Annotated in this window: 13 protein-coding genes and 1 CRISPR repeat array; all 13 genes read left to right on the top strand. The window is 65.5% G+C overall.

Features of this window, described 5'->3' with window-relative positions; all coding sequences use genetic code 11:
* Positions 1-5: 5 nt before the first annotated feature.
* Complete coding sequence (locus tag L0U85_RS06600) at positions 6-824, top strand: carbohydrate ABC transporter permease (RefSeq protein ID WP_241376964.1); 819 nt, start codon at positions 6-8, stop codon at positions 822-824.
* Positions 825-866: 42 nt separating this feature from the next.
* Entirely contained in the window at positions 867-2,189 is a 1,323-nt protein-coding gene (locus L0U85_RS06595) for a sugar ABC transporter substrate-binding protein (protein WP_241376963.1), read from the top strand.
* Between the two features lie 30 nt (positions 2,190-2,219).
* The gene (locus L0U85_RS06585; protein ID WP_277605480.1) at positions 2,220-3,260 is read left to right on the top strand and encodes a LacI family DNA-binding transcriptional regulator; all 1,041 of its coding nucleotides are present in this window, start codon (positions 2,220-2,222) and stop codon (positions 3,258-3,260) included.
* Positions 3,261-5,339, top strand: coding sequence for an alpha-galactosidase (locus L0U85_RS06580; protein ID WP_241376962.1), 2,079 nt, complete (start codon positions 3,261-3,263; stop codon positions 5,337-5,339).
* 120 nt (positions 5,340-5,459) lie between these two features.
* A complete protein-coding gene (locus L0U85_RS06575) occupies positions 5,460-6,677 on the top strand; it encodes a sulfotransferase (RefSeq protein WP_241376961.1) in 1,218 nt (405 codons plus the stop codon).
* Positions 6,678-7,245: 568 nt separating this feature from the next.
* Complete coding sequence (gene cas3 / locus L0U85_RS06570; protein WP_241376960.1) at positions 7,246-10,098, top strand: CRISPR-associated helicase Cas3'; 2,853 nt, start codon at positions 7,246-7,248, stop codon at positions 10,096-10,098.
* Positions 10,086-11,738, top strand: a complete 1,653-nt coding sequence (gene casA / locus L0U85_RS06565; RefSeq protein ID WP_241376959.1) for a type I-E CRISPR-associated protein Cse1/CasA — start codon at positions 10,086-10,088, stop codon at positions 11,736-11,738. Before cas3 ends, casA begins: the two co-directional genes overlap by 13 nt.
* Positions 11,738-12,415, top strand: a complete 678-nt coding sequence (gene casB / locus L0U85_RS06560) for a type I-E CRISPR-associated protein Cse2/CasB (protein ID WP_241376958.1) — start codon at positions 11,738-11,740, stop codon at positions 12,413-12,415. The genes casA and casB overlap by 1 nt, the downstream gene beginning before the upstream one ends.
* 2 nt (positions 12,416-12,417) lie before the next feature.
* On the top strand, positions 12,418-13,527 hold the full coding sequence (cas7e, locus tag L0U85_RS06555; RefSeq protein ID WP_241376957.1) for a type I-E CRISPR-associated protein Cas7/Cse4/CasC: 1,110 nt from the start codon (positions 12,418-12,420) through the stop codon (positions 13,525-13,527).
* On the top strand, positions 13,527-14,225 hold the full coding sequence (gene cas5e / locus L0U85_RS06550; protein WP_241376956.1) for a type I-E CRISPR-associated protein Cas5/CasD: 699 nt from the start codon (positions 13,527-13,529) through the stop codon (positions 14,223-14,225). Before cas7e ends, cas5e begins: the two co-directional genes overlap by 1 nt.
* Before the next feature lies 1 nt (position 14,226).
* Positions 14,227-14,913, top strand: coding sequence for a type I-E CRISPR-associated protein Cas6/Cse3/CasE (gene cas6e, locus L0U85_RS06545; protein WP_241376955.1), 687 nt, complete (start codon positions 14,227-14,229; stop codon positions 14,911-14,913).
* Positions 14,910-15,920 carry a type I-E CRISPR-associated endonuclease Cas1e gene (gene cas1e, locus L0U85_RS06540; RefSeq protein ID WP_241376954.1) on the top strand — a complete coding sequence of 337 codons (1,011 nt, stop codon included), beginning with the start codon at positions 14,910-14,912 and terminating at the stop codon, positions 15,918-15,920. The genes cas6e and cas1e overlap by 4 nt, the downstream gene beginning before the upstream one ends.
* Positions 15,920-16,264 carry a type I-E CRISPR-associated endoribonuclease Cas2e gene (gene cas2e / locus L0U85_RS06535; RefSeq protein ID WP_241376953.1) on the top strand — a complete coding sequence of 115 codons (345 nt, stop codon included), beginning with the start codon at positions 15,920-15,922 and terminating at the stop codon, positions 16,262-16,264. The genes cas1e and cas2e overlap by 1 nt, the downstream gene beginning before the upstream one ends.
* A 115-nt stretch (positions 16,265-16,379) precedes the next feature.
* A CRISPR array of direct repeats spans positions 16,380-16,956; the repeat unit is 28 nt; unit sequence GTGCTCCCCGCGCGAGCGGGGATGAGCC.
* Positions 16,957-16,969: the final 13 nt, after the last annotated feature.

The raw sequence follows: 16,969 nt of genomic DNA, 5'->3' as shown, positions 1-16,969 counted from the left end.
CCACCGTGGTCAAGAAGATCCTCCTCTACCTCGTGCTCCTCGCCGGAGCGCTCATCTCACTGGGCCCCTACCTGATGACGGTCAACGCCGCCTTCAAGTCGAAACAGGACATCCTCTCCTCCGAGCCGTGGGCGCTGCCGGCCAACCCGATCCTGTCGAACTTCACCGAAGTGTGGAGCCGCTACGACTTCTCCACGTTCGTCGTCAACTCGCTCATCGTGGCCGTGGCCGTCACCGCCGGGCAACTGGTGTTCTCCACCCTCGCCGCATACGCCTTCGCGCGCCTGCACTTCCCCGGACGCGACGTCCTGTTCTGGGCCTACATCGCCACCATGATGGTGCCCCAGATCGTGACCCTGGTGCCCACGTTCATCATCGTCCGCGAACTCGGCCTCGTCGACACCCACGTCGGGCTCATCCTGCCGTTCGTGTTCGGCTTCCTCATGCCCTACGGCGTGTTCCTCGTGCGCCAGTACTTCAAGACCATCCCCGAGTCCATCGAGCAGGCCGCCCGCATCGACGGCGCCGGGACCTTCACCATCCTGTGGCGCGTCATGATCCCGATGTCCAAACCCATCCTCGGGACCCTCGCCATCATCAGCTTCGTCAACACCTGGAACAACCTGCTGTGGCCGCTGATCATCACCCACTCCGAGTCCACCAGAGTCATCACCCGCGGCATCGCGCAGATGCAGTCCCAGTTCAACCAGGAATACCACCTGATCCTCGCGGCCTCCACCATGGCGCTGCTGCCGCTCATCACCGTGTTCCTGCTCTTCCAGCGCCATATCGTCCGCTCGATCGCCCTGAGCGGCATGAAGTAACCACTCCGACACCGATGCGACCTCTCACGAAAGGCAAGAAGGATGAGGAAGACGCGAATGGCGGCAGCCGCCGCACTGGCCGTCGCCGCCCCGGCAGGCCTCGCCGCCTGCGGCGGAGGCGATGACGGCAACGTCACGCTGCGATACGCCTTCTGGGACGACAACCAGCGCCCCGCCGTCGAGGCGATGATCGACGCCTTCAACGAAGACCACCCCGACATCACCGTCGAACTCGAACAAAACCCTTGGGACGACTACTGGACGGCCCTGGACACCCAGCTCGCCGCCCAGAGCGCACCCGACGTGTTCTGGAACCACGTCTCCAAATTCCCGACCTTCGCCGACCAGGACGTGCTGCTGCCCATCACCGAGCAGATCGACCAGGCCGGCCTCGACACCTCCGCCTACCCCGCCGCCCTCTACGACTCATGGGCCTACGACGGCGAGCAGTACGGTCTCCCGAAGGACTGGGACTCCATCGCCCTCGTCTACCGCATCGACGCGCTCGAAGCCGCCGGCATCGACCCCGCCGAGATCGAAGACCTGGAATGGAACCCCGACGACGGCGGCAGCTACGTCGAATTCCTCCAGCGCCTCACCATCGACGCCGACGGCGACAACGCCCTCTCACCCGAGTTCGACCCCGACAACGTCGAGCAGTACGGCGTCGCCATGTCCTCCTCCACCGGCCAGACCGACTGGTGGAACTACGGAGTCCAGAACGGCTGCGAACTCCAGCCCGGACCGTTCGAGGAGTACACCCTCGACACGCCCGAATGCGTCGAAGCGATCCAGTTCACCGCCGACCTCTACAACCGCTGGCAGGTCGCCGTCCCGGCCACCTCCTCCAACCAGCCCAACGGCGGACTCACCTACGAATTCGTGTCCGCCGGCCAGTCCGCCACCGCCACCGACGGCTCCTGGACCCTCAGCGCCTACCGCGACGGCCTCGACGAAGGCAACCTCGCCGTAGGACCGCTGCCCGCGGGCCCCGCCGGGGACGGCACCGTCATCAACGGGCTCTCCCACGCCATCTACGCCGGCACCGAACACCCCGACGAGGCCTGGGAACTTGTCGAATTCCTCGGATCCGAAGAGGCGCAGCGCATTGCCACCGACCTAGGCTCGGTCTGGCCGGGCGTCTCCTCGCTGAACCAGGGCTTCACCGACTACTGGGCCGGCGAAGGCGTCGACGTCTCGGGCTTCCAGACCGCGGCCGAAGGACCGAACATCGGCTACCCGCTCTCGCTCAACGACTCCGTCTACGCCCAGATCGCCATGGAGGAATTCAACGAGGTCTGGCTGGGCAGCAGGGACGCCCAGGAAGCGGCGACCACGGTCGCCGAGACCGCCAACGCCGGATAACGAAAGGACCCAGGAAGGTGACCGACTGACATGCGCACCGAAACCCGCAAGGCCGCGAGCCTCATGGACGTGGCCAAGCTGGCCGGAGTGTCCCACCAGACCGTGTCGCGGGTGATCAACCACTCGCCGCTGGTCGCGGACGCCACACGGACCAAGGTGCTCGCCGCCGTCACCGCGCTCGACTACCGGCCCAACCGGCTGGCTCGCGAACTCGCCGGCGGCACCGTGCAGTCGGTCACCGTCCTCACCACCGACACCACCCTCTACGGCTCCGCCGAAACCCTCGGCGGCATCGAAGAGGCCGCCCGCGCCGCCGGGTACTCCGTCTCGATATCCGTCCTCGACCCCGACGAGCCCTACTCGGACGCCGACGTCATGGCCAGACTCCCGCACGCCGGGTCACCCGCCATCGTCATCGCCCACGACGACACCACCGGCCGCGCCATGCGCGCCCTCCGCCAGGCGCAGCCGAACGCCATAGTCGCCACCGGCGGCGAGCACCTCAGCGAAGAACCCGACGACAAGGACTGGCGGATCACGCTCGACGACCGCGGCGCCGCCGCCCGCGCCACCCGCCACCTGCTCGACCTCGGCCACAAGACCGTCCACCACCTCGCCATACCGTCCAAAGCCGGACGCAGACTCGGCTGGTCCGACGCGCTGGCCGAAGCCGGACGCGAGATCCCCGCCCCCGTCGAATGCGGCTGGGGCATCGGCTCGGCCTACGAGGCCGCCCGCGAACTCCTCGACGACCCGGCCGTCACCGCGATCCTCTGCGGCAACGACGACCTCGCCTTCGGCGCCCTGCGCGCCGCCCACCTGGCCGGACGGGCAATCCCCGGCGACCTGAGCATCATCGGCTTCGACGACCGCCCGTTCGCCGCCTACCTCACGCCCGCGCTCACCACCGTCGACCTCGACTTCCGCGGAGTCGGGCGCGGCGCCTTCGAGCTACTGCGCCGCCGCCTCGAACGCCGCGGCAACCGGCCCAGACCCGCCTGGAGAGCACCCGAACTCATCGTCAGGGAGACCTCAGGCCCACCCGACCCGCGAACCTCGAAAGGCGCATGAATGCCCAAGCGCGAACCCCGGATCTGGACCGTCGACACCCCGAACACCAGCTACGTCGTGGCCCTGGACGACGAGGACCGCCTCCACGGGCTCCACTGGGGCCCAGCACTCACGACCGAGCAGGCGGCCTCCCTCCTCGACCTCCCCGCTCCGGCACCCCGGCCCGCCACCGACGGACTCGACGCCAGACTCGACCTGAGCCCCGGCTCGGCCCTGCGCTGGGGCCAGAACGGCCTCCAAGTCCGCTTCGCCGACGGCACCAGAGACCTCGAACTGCGCTTCACCCACGCTGAGACCGAGGAACGACGCCTGCGCCTGCAATTCGAAGACCCCCACTACCGCCTCGACATCGCGGTCGAATACACCACCCGCCCCGACACCGACGTCATCGAACGGCGCCTGTCGGTCCGCAACCGCAAGACCGAACCGGTCGAACTCGTCCGCGCCGACTCCGCCACCTGGGTCCTCCCGCGACTCGAGGGCTACCGCCTCAGCCGCCTCCACGGCGAATGGGGCGCCGAGACCCAACTGACCCGCAACGAACTCGCATACGGCGAGACCCATTTCGGATCGCGGCGCGGACTCACCAGCCACCAGGCCAACCCGTGGCTCGCCCTCGACGACGGCACCGCCACCGAACACACAGGACCCGTATGGTCGACCACCCTCGCCTGGAGCGGCACGTGGCGCATCGGCGTCGAACGCACCGTCGCCGACCGCGTCGCCGTCTCCGCCGGCGCCGGACACGACCCGGTAGCGATCACCGTCGGACCCGGCGAGTCCTGGCAGAGCCCGCTCAGCTCCGGCGTGTACACCGAAGGCGGCTTCGCCGCCTCGGCCGACGCCTGGCACCAGTACGCGCTCGCCCACGTCCTCCCACACCCCGAGGAACTGCGACCGGTCCTCTACAACTCCTGGGAGGCCACCGAGTTCGACATCGACGCCGACCGCCAGGCCGCGCTGGCAGACAAGGCCGCGGCGATGGGCTGCGAGCTGTTCGTGATGGACGACGGCTGGTTCGGCGCGCGCACCCACGACGGGGCCGGGCTGGGGGACTGGACGCCGAACCCCGACCGGTTCCCCAAGGGACTCGGCCCGCTCATCGAACACGTCCACGGGCTGGGGATGCGCTTCGGGATCTGGGTCGAGCCCGAGATGGTCAACCCGGACTCGGACCTGTACCGGGCGCATCCCGACTGGGTGTACCACCAGCCCCACCGGCGTCGGACCGAGATGCGGAACCAGCTGGTCCTCAACATCGCGCGCACCGACGTCCGAGCCTGGATGGAGGATCGGCTCGACCGGCTCCTGACCGAGAACGAGATCGACTTCGTCAAGTGGGACATGAACCGGTCGTTCACCGAGGCCGGCTGGCCCGGCGCCGAACACCCCGACGACCTGTGGGAGGGGCACACACGGAACCTCTACCGCGTCATCGACGCGATCCGCGAGAAGCACCCGCACGTGCGCATCGAGTCGTGCGCATCGGGCGGTGGCCGGGTCGACTTCGGGATCCTCGGCCGCACCGACCAGGTGTGGACCTCCGACAACACCGACGCGGTCGACCGGATCGACATCCAGGAGGGCTTCGCGCAGGTCTACCCGGCGCGTGTGATGGGGACGTGGGTGACCGACTCGCCGAACCCGTTCACCCGCAGGGAGGTCCCGCTGGACTTCCGCTTCCACGTGGCGATGGCCGGGGTCCTCGCAGTGGGCGGCGACCTGGAGGCGTGGAGCGAATCGGAGCTTGAGCGCGGCGCCGAGCTGGTGGCGGCCTACAAGGAGGTTCGGCCCACCGTCCAGCATGGCCGCCGCACCACGCTGCGGGCCGGCGAGGTCAGGGGCGCGCAGTTCCGGCTCGGCGACGAGGTCGCGGTCCTGGCCTGGCGGCGGGGGAGGAGCTTCGGTCACGACGATCCGCCGCTGCGGCTCCACGGGCTCGATCCGGCCGCGCGCTACCGCGAGGCGGGCACCGACCGGGTCCACCATGGAGCTGTTCTCGCCGCTCACGGACTTCACCTGCGACTGGCACCGGACGATTACGCCAGCGCCGCGATCCGACTCGTCAAGGAGGACTGAGAGGGCGGCACTACCGTTGCGAGACGGTCACAGTGTGAAGGGAGCGATGTAGGCTGGTCGGACAGGTTCGCGACGCCCCTCCCCTTTGGGCATCGCAGAGTGAGAGGAACTGCACCCCCGATGCCTCGGACCAGCACCGCCGCCAAGGCCCTGAACATCCTGCTCGCCCCCACCACGAGAGGAAGGAGGCGACCGGAAGCGACCTGGGACGAGGAGGTCTGGAAGATCGCCAAGTCCTCGGACATCCCCATCGACGGCGCGGAGACCTTCATCGCGGAGCAGGGATTCCTGCTCAAATGCCTCGCCGACGAGCCGGACCTGACGCCGCTGGGCTGGCAGTCGGGACTCACCGACGCTAAGCAGCGGTTGGAGAACTACCTGCGGATCCAGCACCTGATCGCAGCGAACCCGGAGATCGCCGAGGAGAAGATCGAGGCGCCGATCTTCGTCGTCGGCCTGCCGCGGACCGCGACCACGCTGGCCCACAAGATCCTCGCAGCCTCGGACGGCCACCGCGGCCCGAGGATGTTCGAGATGCTGCACACCGACCTCGAAACCGATCCCGTGGTGCTCCAGAAACGCATCAAAGCCCTCGGGAAGCTGACCAAGACGGCCACGAGGCTCGCGCCGTCGTGGGAGGTCATCCACCCCATCCGCCCGGACAAGCCCGAAGAGTCCATGTTCCTCTTGCCGCACGGGACCTTCCCCCTGATCCTCCGAGCGCCGATGCCCGAGTACCGCGCCTGGATCGCCGAACGCGACACAACGCCCGACTACGAGTACCTGAAGCAGGCCCTCCAGGTGCTCCAGCACGGGCGCGAGCCGAAGCGGTGGATCCTCAAGTATCCGGCGCACTTGGCGGACCTCGACGTCATCCGGAAGGTCTTTCCCGACGCGACCTTCGTCTGGACGCACCGCGATCCGACCACGGCGATCGGGTCGCTGTGCAGTCTCATGGAGACTGCCTGGTCCATGTACCAGCGGCGCCCCGACCTGCATGCCATCGGCGAGCTCGCGTTGGAGCTGCTGGTCGAGTCGGTCGATCGCGGCAGGCAGTCGCGCATCTCGCTCCCGGCCGACGCGATCGTCGACGTGCCGTACCACCGCCTCAACTCGGACCCGCACAGCGAGGTCCCGAAGCTCTACGCCGAGATCGGCGCGCGGTGGACCGAGAGGGACGCCGGGCGTCTCGAAAGCGTCCTCGCCCGGCCCGCCGCCGACCGGCGGCACGAGTACGGCGTCGCCCGCTACAGCCTGGAGCTCGGCGAGGTCGAGCTGGCGTTCGGCGACTACATGAAGCTCGTCTCCAGCCTCAACATCGGCCTGGCCGGCCGTTGACCGACCGTTTCGAGCGGTCCTGGACTGGGCGCGTCAGATAGTTTGTGGGCCAAGGTGATCAGATTCCCAAGCGGACGATCGCGTGATTCTTCGAGCTCGGTGGCCACGGCGTCGCTGACCTCGCTGATCGTAGAAGCCGCCGCCGGCGTGCGTGCTTGCGAATGAACCGCGCCGCGAAGTAGCCGGCCTGCGTCCGCCTCTGGCGGATTCTGTAGCAGAAAATTCCGTATAGTGCGGATAATGCTCTAAGGCTGAAAGGCACAGTTATCACCTATGACATCCTTTAGTTAGCTAAATATCCTATATTGGCGTCTTTCAACATAGCTTCGAACCGCGAACGTGCTGCTTCGCCCTGTCCTGCCTGGCACTACGCGTAGATCCGTAGCAAGGCTGCGACGCCGTGACCGGCTCGTTCGGCGACTTGCATGGCCGCGCTGAGATTAGGGGATTGTTTTATCCTGCGCGCGTTTGCGTCAACACGGAACCCGTGATCACTCTCTGTGATTTCCTGGATTTACGAGGTGGGCTCGGTTGATGCGATCTGCTCACCCGTTTTGGGAGTGGTGGGATGGCCGAATGGGATGCTGGTGGGCTCTCCTCAGCCGCGAGGCGGTGTTGGGGGAAGTCCTCCTTCGACGACGATGGCAGTTGGATGCCGCTGCACCGGCACCTGTCCGACTCGGCTGCCGTTTCGCGTCACCTGTACGAACACTTCCTGCCCGCGTCTACTCGTGACCTGATCGCGGCCGCACTTCCTGGTGGCCGAGCTGATGCTCTGACCTTGTGCGCCTGGCTTGCCGGCGTACATGACATCGGTAAGGTAAGCCCCGCCTTTGCCGTTCAGGTCCGCGACCTGTTCACCGTCATGGAATACGAAGGGCTCATCGCCCGCCCGCAGGTCGCGGCAGATCGCAGACTGGCCCCTCACGCAACGGCGGGCATGATCATCCTCGACGAGTGGATATTCGAACGATATCGCTGGCAGGTCAATCGCACCCAGCAGTTCAGCGTAGTGGTCGGTGGCCACCACGGGCTCCCGCCCGACGACTTGCAGTACAAACAGGCCCTCGACCGCCCTTCGCTGCTCGGCTGGTCGCCCGGCGACGGAGCGCTCTGGCGGCAGACTCAGTACGAACTGCTCGACTGGGTCGCCGAGTCCACCGGCGCTGCCCACCGGCTTTCGGCGTGGGACCACGCCAGGCTCTCACAGCCGGTGCAAGTACTCCTCACGGGCTTGGTGATCATGGCCGACTGGATCGCCAGCAATCCTGCGCTCTTTCCGTACCGTGAGGACACCGCCTATGACTCGCGCCGCATCCACGACGCTCTCGCCGAGCTTGATCTGACTGCTCCTTGGAATGCCGTTGGCCCCGAGCCATCCGAGTTCGTGCTCACCTCCCGGTTCGGACTGCCCGAGAGCTGCCGTCTTCGACCTGTCCAGCGAGAGGCTCTTGCCGCCGCGGCCGACATGCCGGCCCCTGGGCTCATGATCATCGAAGCCCCGATGGGTGAAGGAAAGACCGAGGCCGCTCTCCTGGCCGCAGAGACACTCGCCGCCCGAAGCGGTGCCGGTGGCTGCTATATCGCCCTGCCAACCCAGGCGACCTCTGACGCCATGTTCGCTCGAGTTCTCGAATGGGCCCGGAGGCTTCCGGACCGGCAGCGGCGGCGTGGCGCCCACAGTGTCTCTCTCGCTCACTCCAAGGCGTTCTTCAACACTGCGTACACCAAGCTCTTCTACCGTGGAGCACCGGCCGCGATCGCCCAGGATGAGCGCAAGGACGAGAGACCTGCTGTCTTGATTGCCCACTGGTGGATGGCCGGGCGCAAGAAAGCCATGTTCAACAGCTTTGCGGTCGGCACCATCGATCAGTTGCTGTTTGGCGCGCTCAAGGCCAAGCATCTTGCTCTGCGCCACCTCGGATTGGCGGGCAAAGTCGTCATCGTAGACGAGGCACATGCCTACGACGTTTACATGGGCGTGTACCTGGATATGGCCCTGGAATGGCTCGCCGCCTATGGTGTTCCCGTCATCATCCTCTCTGCGACGCTCCCAGCCGGTCGCCGCCGTGACCTCATGGCGGCGTATGAACGAGGCAGGAGGGGCCCGCAGCCTGCGCAAAGCCGTCGTCGAGGCCGGACGCAGGATTCCACAGGGGAGCTCATTGCGCATCTGTCGGGAGATATCGGATATCCGGCCGTAATCACCGGCGGATCCGACGGACCTGCCATGGTTGCGGTCACCGAGCCCTCGGGGCGCTCGACCAGCGTCGAGGTACGCACCCTTGAAGACGATCCGGCCATCTTGGCCGCCGTCCTGCACGATGAACTGGCCGACGGCGGCTGCGCCCTGATCATCCGAAACACTGTCCGCCGCGTTCAGAACACTTCCGGCTATCTGCGCAAGGAACTCGCCGGCATCCCCGTCACGGTCGCCCACTCACGGTTTGCCGCCCCGGACCGCGCTGACAAGGACGAGCTCCTCCGAGTCCTGTTCGGCCCGTCCGGAGGAGGCGACCGGCCCAGCCGACACATCGTTGTGGCGAGCCAGGTCGCAGAGCAGAGTCTGGACATCGACTTCGACGTCCTCGTCACCGATCTAGCCCCCGTCGACCTGGTGCTTCAGCGAATAGGGCGTCTCCACCGCCACCATCGCCCCGAGCGGGTCAGGCCCGCCCGCTGCTATCTGACCGGAGCCGACTGGACAAGCGTCCCACCCGAACCGGTGTACGGATCGATTTGGGTATACGGACGATGGTCTCTGTTGCGATCGGCTGCGGCGCTGTTCCCGTATTTCCAAGATGGAGCCAAGCTCGAACTCCCGGCCCAGATCGCTCCGCTCGTCCAGGCCGCCTACAGCGATATACCGCTGGGACCGGACCAGTGGCACGAATCAATCGCTGCTGCGCAGGCCGAGGACCTGAAGATGCAAGCCGACAAGCGTCGCCGAGCGAAGGACTTCCGGCTCCAATCCCCGCAGCAGCCGGGCAAGGCCATCCTCGGATGGCTCTACGCCGGAAGCCACCTCGACGACGAAGAGTGCCGCGAGGGACGAGCGATGGTCCGAGACCTCCAGGCCGACTCGATCGAAGTACTCCTCATCGCTCGCGATGGAAACCGCTACACCACCCTCCCATGGCTGAAACGCCACGGAGGTATCGAACTGCCGACCACGACATGCCCGGAAGAAGACTTGGCCAGAACCGTTGCCGGTACCACCTTGAACTTGCCGATCGAGCTTTCCGGACAGGCCGTGATCGACGAACTCGAACAGCGCCACGACTGGATCGAATCTTGGCAGGTCTCCCGATATCTGGAAGGGCAGCTGGTCTTGGACATCGACCTCGAGCAAGGTACCGAAATCGCCGGGCGCCACCTCGACTACGACAAAGACGAAGGATTGCAGGTGTGGACACTGTGAACCTCAGTTTCAACCTCATCGACGAGCCCTGGCTGCTCGCCCAGCGACACGACGGCACTGTCGAATCGCTCTCCCTCACCGGGCTATTTGCGAACTCAAGCGACTACACGCGTCTGCTCGGCGACATCCCGACCCAGGCGCTTCCGATTCTCCGGCTGGCGCTGGCCATTCTGCACAGCTCCATCAAAGGACCAGAGAGCACCGAGGAGTGGGGGGCAATGTGGCGGGCAGGCAGGTTCCCTGTCGATGACGTTACGCACTACTTGAATCGTTACCGTGATCGTTTCGACCTGCTGCACCTACAGACGCCGTTCTATCAGGTCGCCGACCTTCAGACCAAGAAGGAAGAGGCCAGTTTGTCTGCATTCATCGCCGACATTCCCACCGGGAGACCGAAATACGCGATGCGGGCCGCCGACGGGCTCGAACGGATCGATTTCGCTGAGGCCGCCCGCTGGATTGTCCACTGCCAGGCGTTCGACCTCTCCGGTATCAAAGGCGCTGCAGTAGGCGACCCGAGGATGAAAGGCGGCAAGTCCTTTCCAATAGGCCCGGGCTCACTCGGACGGGTCGGGGCGATCTATCCCGAGGGTGACAACCTCACTGAGACGCTGCTGCTGAACCTGATTCCGGACGAGTTCCTCGATGAGCACGGGGCCGAGATCGATCCGGGCGACGTACCGGTCTGGGAGCGAGGGTCGCACGGACCAGCACCGGAAGAGCGGGACTCGGAAGGGACCCCGCTAGGCCTGCTCGACTTGTACACGTGGCAGTCACGCCGGCTCAACCTGGTCTTCGATGAGAGCGGCGTCACCGGTGCGATCATCTGCCAAGGCGACAAGCTCGAGCTGCGTGACCAGTTCAAGACCGAACCGATGGCGGCATGGCGCCGCAGTAAGAACCAGGAACGGCAACTGAAGATGGGGCGTGCGGTGTACCTGCCCCGACAGCACAATCCGAGCAGGAACATCTGGAGGGGGCTCGCAGCCGCACTTCCAGCTACCACTGGACGCCCCACGGCGAGCGACGATGCCCTCCCGCCCCTAGCGCTGCTTTGGGTAGCCCGCACCCAGAACAGCGGGGCCCTCGCCCGAGACCGTCGGATCAAGTACCACATCACGGGAATCGCATATGGCACGCAAGAAGCGGTCATCAACGACCTGGTCGACGACAGCCTCAGCCTCGCCGCTGCGGTCTTTGACACCGAGCATCCCGAACTTGCCACCGCGGTCACCGCAGCCGCCGCTGACGCTGAGAAGGCGGTGAGTGCTCTCGCCGCTCTTGCCCGTGATCTGGCCCGGGCGGCCGGCGACCGGGACAACGTCGCCGGAGTTGGACAAACTGCTGCCGAGGCCGCCTATGCCACGCTCGACACCGAATACCGCCAGTGGCTCGCGCGCTTGAGCGTCGATATTGACACCGACCGTGAGCGGGCCTCGTGGCAGCAGACAGTCGGCACGACCGTGCTCGACCTCGCCGCCCGGCTGGCGGCCTCCAGCGGCACGGCGGCTTGGAAGGGACGCAAAGAAGGCGACTTTCGCCGCAACAGCGCAGCCGCTGAGATCGCCTTCCGCCGCAGTATCCGGGCGGCGCTGCCGCTCGCATTCCCAGAACGGACTGAAGCAAAGGGGACCGACTGATGGACACCGACGACAATCCCCGACCGGCAACCCGCGAATCCCGCTACCGACGGCGTCGAAAGCCCTTGGGGGAGCATGCGGCCAAAGTCATCGCCGAGTTGCAGCGGCAGTTCCTCAACGGCCGTCCCAATGCTGTCAGCTCCCTCGCTCAGCTGCGGCAGGCGATCAAGGAGGAGCCCGGAGCCGCCAGTGTCCCCGAGGCCTGCTGGCTCCCTGACGCACTGTTGGACCTCGAGCACCTGCCTTCCGAAGGGCCGAGCGATGCTGAACGGGCGCTCCACACCGCGGTCACGTTGTGGTCTCTCCATCAGCAGTCGCGCCATGAGCATGGCATGCACGTGAACGGAACGAGTCTTGCCGCGGCCATACAGCGTCTCGCGGCCGGTGCTGTGAATGAGGAGACCGTTTACGAGCGCTTCACTGCGCTCGGCACCGCCGCGACTTACGGCGAACTCAGCCACCATGCGAGGGGCTTGATTGTTCGACTCCGGGATGCGGACATCGGGTTCGACTATGGATTGTTCGTTGACGACCTACGCATGTTCCAGCGCGGCCCTGACCCCGTGGCCGGACTGACCGGCGCTGAGCGCGTTCGATCGCTCTGGGGTCGTGAGTACCTGCGCGCCAGACCGCAACGGAGACCAAATCACAACGATGGCATCGAGAAGAAGGAGTAGCCATGTCCCGCACCATTATCGATATCCATGCTCTGCAGACCGTTCCGCCGGCCAATCTCAACCGGGACGACACCGGCTCGCCGAAGACCGCAGTCTACGGAGGGGCGCGCCGTGCGCGAGTCTCCAGCCAGTCCTGGAAGCGCGCCGTCCGGCTCGACTTCCGCGAGACCCTAGACGGTGCCGACCTGGGGTGGCGAACGAAGCAGATCGTCAGACTTGTAGCGAACCGGGTTACGGCGCTCGCGCCGGAACTCGAGGAGCAGGCACGGGACTTGACAGTCAAGGCCTTCAGCGAAGGTGGCATCAAGGTCAAAGTCCAGAAGAAGGACAACGAGATCGAGGAGCCCGGATATCTGGTCTTCCTCAGCACCAACCAGATCGAGAACCTTGCCGGGGCCATTGTCGCGACGGCCCGTTCGGGAGAGAAGCCCGACAAGAAGGCGCTGAAGAGAATCCTTCAAGATCATAACTCGATTGACGTGGCCCTCTTCGGACGCATGATCGCCGATGACGCCGCGCTCAACGTCGACGCCGCCTGCCAAGTGGCCCACGCAATCAGCGTCCATCCGGTGGAGACCGAGTTCGACTACTTCACCGCCGTCGACGACGAGAAGGAAGAGCAAGATGAGACCGGTGCCGGGATGATCGGGACCGTCGAATTCAACTCCGCGACGCTCTACCGCTACGCCACTGTTGATGTCGACCGGCTCTGTGAGAATCTCGGGGACGACGAGGCGACAGTCCGGGCGACCCGTGCGTTCCTGCAGAGCTTCATCACGAGCATGCCCAGCGGCAAGATGAACACCTTCGCCAACCGCACCCTCCCCGAGGCGGTCCTGGTAACCGTCCGCGACACCCAGGCGATCAACCTCGTCGGTGCCTACGAGCAACCGATCAGGCAGCACGAGGGTCGCGTCGAAGCCGCGTGTGAACTCCTCGCCAAGCAACTGGAAGACATTGCTGACACCTATGAGCAGGTCCCAGTGAGAGCCTGGGCCCTGTGTGTGGGCTCCCGCACGAAATCCTTGGCCGAGGCCGGCGAAGAAACCACGATCACAGGGCTGCTCGACGGCGCGGCCGAACTCGTCACCGAGCGGATCGGTGAGTCCTGATGCTCAGGAAGACTCTGTTGATGCGACTGGCCGGGCCGATGCAATCGTGGGGGACCTCCAGCCGCTTTGGCCGCCGCCTCACCGACTACGCGCCGTCCAAGAGCGGGGTGCTGGGCATGCTAGCCGCGGCAAAGGGCATGCGTCGCACTGAGCCGATCACCGAGCTGCTCGGGGTGCGCTTCGGCGTCAGAGTGGACCAACCTGGGACCGTGCTGCGCGACTATCAGACCTCGCGACCGCTCGACGATCCGAAGGCCGATGCGGCACTCGCCGACCGCTTCTATCTCACCGACGCGGTATTCCTCGCCGCAGTTGAAGGCGACCAGACCCTTATCGATAGCCTAGTAGAGGCCCTTCGACGCCCGTATTTCCTGCCGTATCTCGGCCGGCGATCCTGCCCGCCAGGCAAACCGGTGCTCGCCGGCACGGATGAGAGGCTACTGGAGACCGTGTTGACAAACCACCGGTGGGAAGCCTCAGAGCACCATCGCAGACGGCAGCACACCATAGTAACGCTCCAGGTCGTCCGCGATGCGCGCCCGGATGAGGGCGGTGAGTCGGTTAGGGATCAGCCGGTCAGCTTCGACCCTCGCCACCGCAAGTACTCGTGGCGGCAGGTGGTCCGTGAATCCGTCACCATCGACAACCCGGACGCACGCCAGGCAAGCCACGACCCGTTCGCCTTTTTCGGGGGCTGACATGTATCTGACCCGCTTCCGATTCAATACCGCCCGCATGGGCGCCCGGCGCGTCATGGCCTCGCCGCAGAAGTTGCATGCAGCTGTCTTGCACGGGTTCCCAGAACCCGAGCGGCTGGCCACCGACGAAGCGCGGATACTTTGGCGACTCGATCGAGATTCTCGGCACAGCGCGCTCCTATACATCGCCAGTCCAGAGGAGCCGGACCTGACACACCTGGTTGAGCAGGCCGGCTGGCCGGTGCGAGGCTTCGCCGAGGGTTGGGACACCCGCCCGTACGACAAGCTGCTCGAGACGCTGGGGGCGGGGCAGCAGTGGGCCTTCCGGTTGACTGCCAACCCCGTCCATCATGTCCACTTGCGGCCGGGCAAGCAAGGGCAGCGGCTGGCGCATGTCACCGTCGCACAGCAATTGCAATGGCTGCTCGACCGCTGCTCGGCGCGAGGGTTCTCCATCGCAGATAAACACGATGGGGATCTGAACGTCGAAGTCCGAGACCGGTCCTGGCTGAGATTCAGCAAGGACGGCGGCCCGCCGGTGGACCTCAGAGTCGCGACCTTCGAGGGCGTGCTGCAGATCGAGGACCCCGACACCATGCGCCGCACCCTGGTAACTGGTATCGGCAAAGCCAAAGCATACGGCTGCGGGATGCTCACCCTGGCCCCGGTGGCAGGGAGCATGTCATGACCGCTCTTCCCGGTGTCCCCCCACCCGAGCTTCCGGACCTGGTTCGAGTCGAGGACCGGTTGTCGTTCCTGTACACGGAGCGAAGCACGCTGGGACGGGACGCGAATGCCGTGACCATCACCGACGCCGCGGGAGTCGTCCATGTGCCCGCAGCCGGCCTTGGTGTGCTCATGCTTGGCCCGGGGACGCGGGTGACGCACCAGGCCATGGTCCTGCTGGCCGAAAACGGCGCGACGGTGATCTGGGTTGGGGAGTTCGGCGTACGCTATTACGCGCATGGCCGTCCACTCGCCGAGACCACCGGGCTCATCGAGTCGCAGGCGAAGCTTGTCAGCAACCGTTCGCTGCGTCTCGGCGTGGCCAGGCGGATGTACGCCATGCGGTTCCCAGAAGACGACGACGTCTTCACACTGACTATGCAGCAACTGCGCGGGCGCGAGGGAGCCCGGGTCCACCGTTGCTACAAGGACCACTCGGAGCGGACTGGCGTCACGTGGGGCTCGCGGAAATTCGACCCGGAGAACTTCGATGCAGGTGATCCGATCAACAAGGCGCTGTCCGTGGCCCATTCATGCCTGTATGGCATGGTACACGCGGTAACAGTAGCGCTGGGTGCGTCGCCTGCGCTAGGATTCATCCACTCGGGTCATTCCCGCGCATTCGTATATGACATCGCGGACCTGTACAAGGCCGAGATCACCATCCCGGTGGCCTTCAACGTGGTGGCTGACAGGCCGAATGACGTCTCCTCAGCGATCCGACATGCGGTCCGAGACGCGATGCGTTCCGGAAAGATCCTTGCCAGATGTGTGCGGGACATCCGCGGCCTGCTCGGTTCCGAAGAACCTGTTCCGGAAACGGCGGACGCCCAAGAGGACTATTGGATGCAGGCTGCTGAAGTAACGCTCTGGGATGAAATGGGCGAATCGGTACCTGGGGGAAGGAACTATGGCGAGACCACTGGTCCCGACGGACAGAGACCCGGAGAATCGGAGGTGCCGTTCTGATGACGGTGATCGTGTTGACCGCATGCCCCGCAGGCTTGCGCGGGCATCTGACCCAGTGGATGCTCGAGATTTCGGCGGGAGTGTTCGTAGGGAAGCTGAGCAGGCGGGTACGGGAGCGCTTGTGGGCCAGGGTCCAAGAACTTGCCGGCTCGGGAAGGGCACTGCTGGTGTACCAGACGAACAACGAACAGGGCTACACCTTCGAAGCGCATGATCATCAGTGGGAACCAGTGGATTTCGACGGCGTGACGCTGATGAAGCGCCCGGCATCAGCAAGTCGAACTGGTGGCAAGTTGAAACCAGGCTGGAGTAAAGCTTCAAAGCGACGCAGATTCGGAAGTTGATTTGCCCGATGAGCTGCTGCAGTGGATGAAGTCGCTGGGATCGAAGAAGTATCATCTACAGTGGTGATTAATGCAAAATGGTGGACTGGGTAGTGATCGTCCAAGGACACGAAGTGTGCTCCCCGCGCGAGCGGGGATGAGCCCGACTCGGAAGCGTTCCGACTTTCGGAACTTATGTGCTCCCCGCGCGAGCGGGGATGAGCCAACCGCCTAGCGTCGATTCTAACGGCCGGTACCGTGCTCCCCGCGCGAGCGGGGATGAGCCGTTTACGATGATGCCCCGTTCGGACGTGGCGACGTGCTCCCCGCGCGAGCGGGGATGAGCCTTCTCATCCTAGGCATTAAGCGGCACGGAGCCCGTGCTCCCCGCGCGAGCGGGGATGAGCCCGGCCGGTACCCGTGTTTGGTTGTATGGGTAGGGTGCTCCCCGCGCGAGCGGGGATGAGCCCGTAATCCAGGGTCTCGCGGCGGACAATTTCGAGTGCTCCCCGCGCGAGCGGGGATGAGCCGCCGTCCGCCGATGTGTTCGCTGGGATGCATGTGTGCTCCCCGCGCGAGCGGGGATGAGCCACGGCGGCGCGACACTGGTGCCGCACGTTTACCGTGCTCCCCGCGCGAGCGGGGATGAGCCCTGGATGCGTAGTGTACAGCAGTGGCGCAGTGAGTGCTCCCCGCGCGAGCGGGGATGAGCCCGGTGTGTCGAAT

Origin of the sequence: Glycomyces sp. L485, from assembly GCF_022548875.1 — a bacterium.
In the GTDB taxonomy this organism is placed as follows: Bacteria; Actinomycetota; Actinomycetes; order Mycobacteriales; family Micromonosporaceae; genus Glycomyces.
Note: the sequence above shows the minus strand (reverse complement) of the source record. Positions and strands in the feature narration are given on the sequence as shown.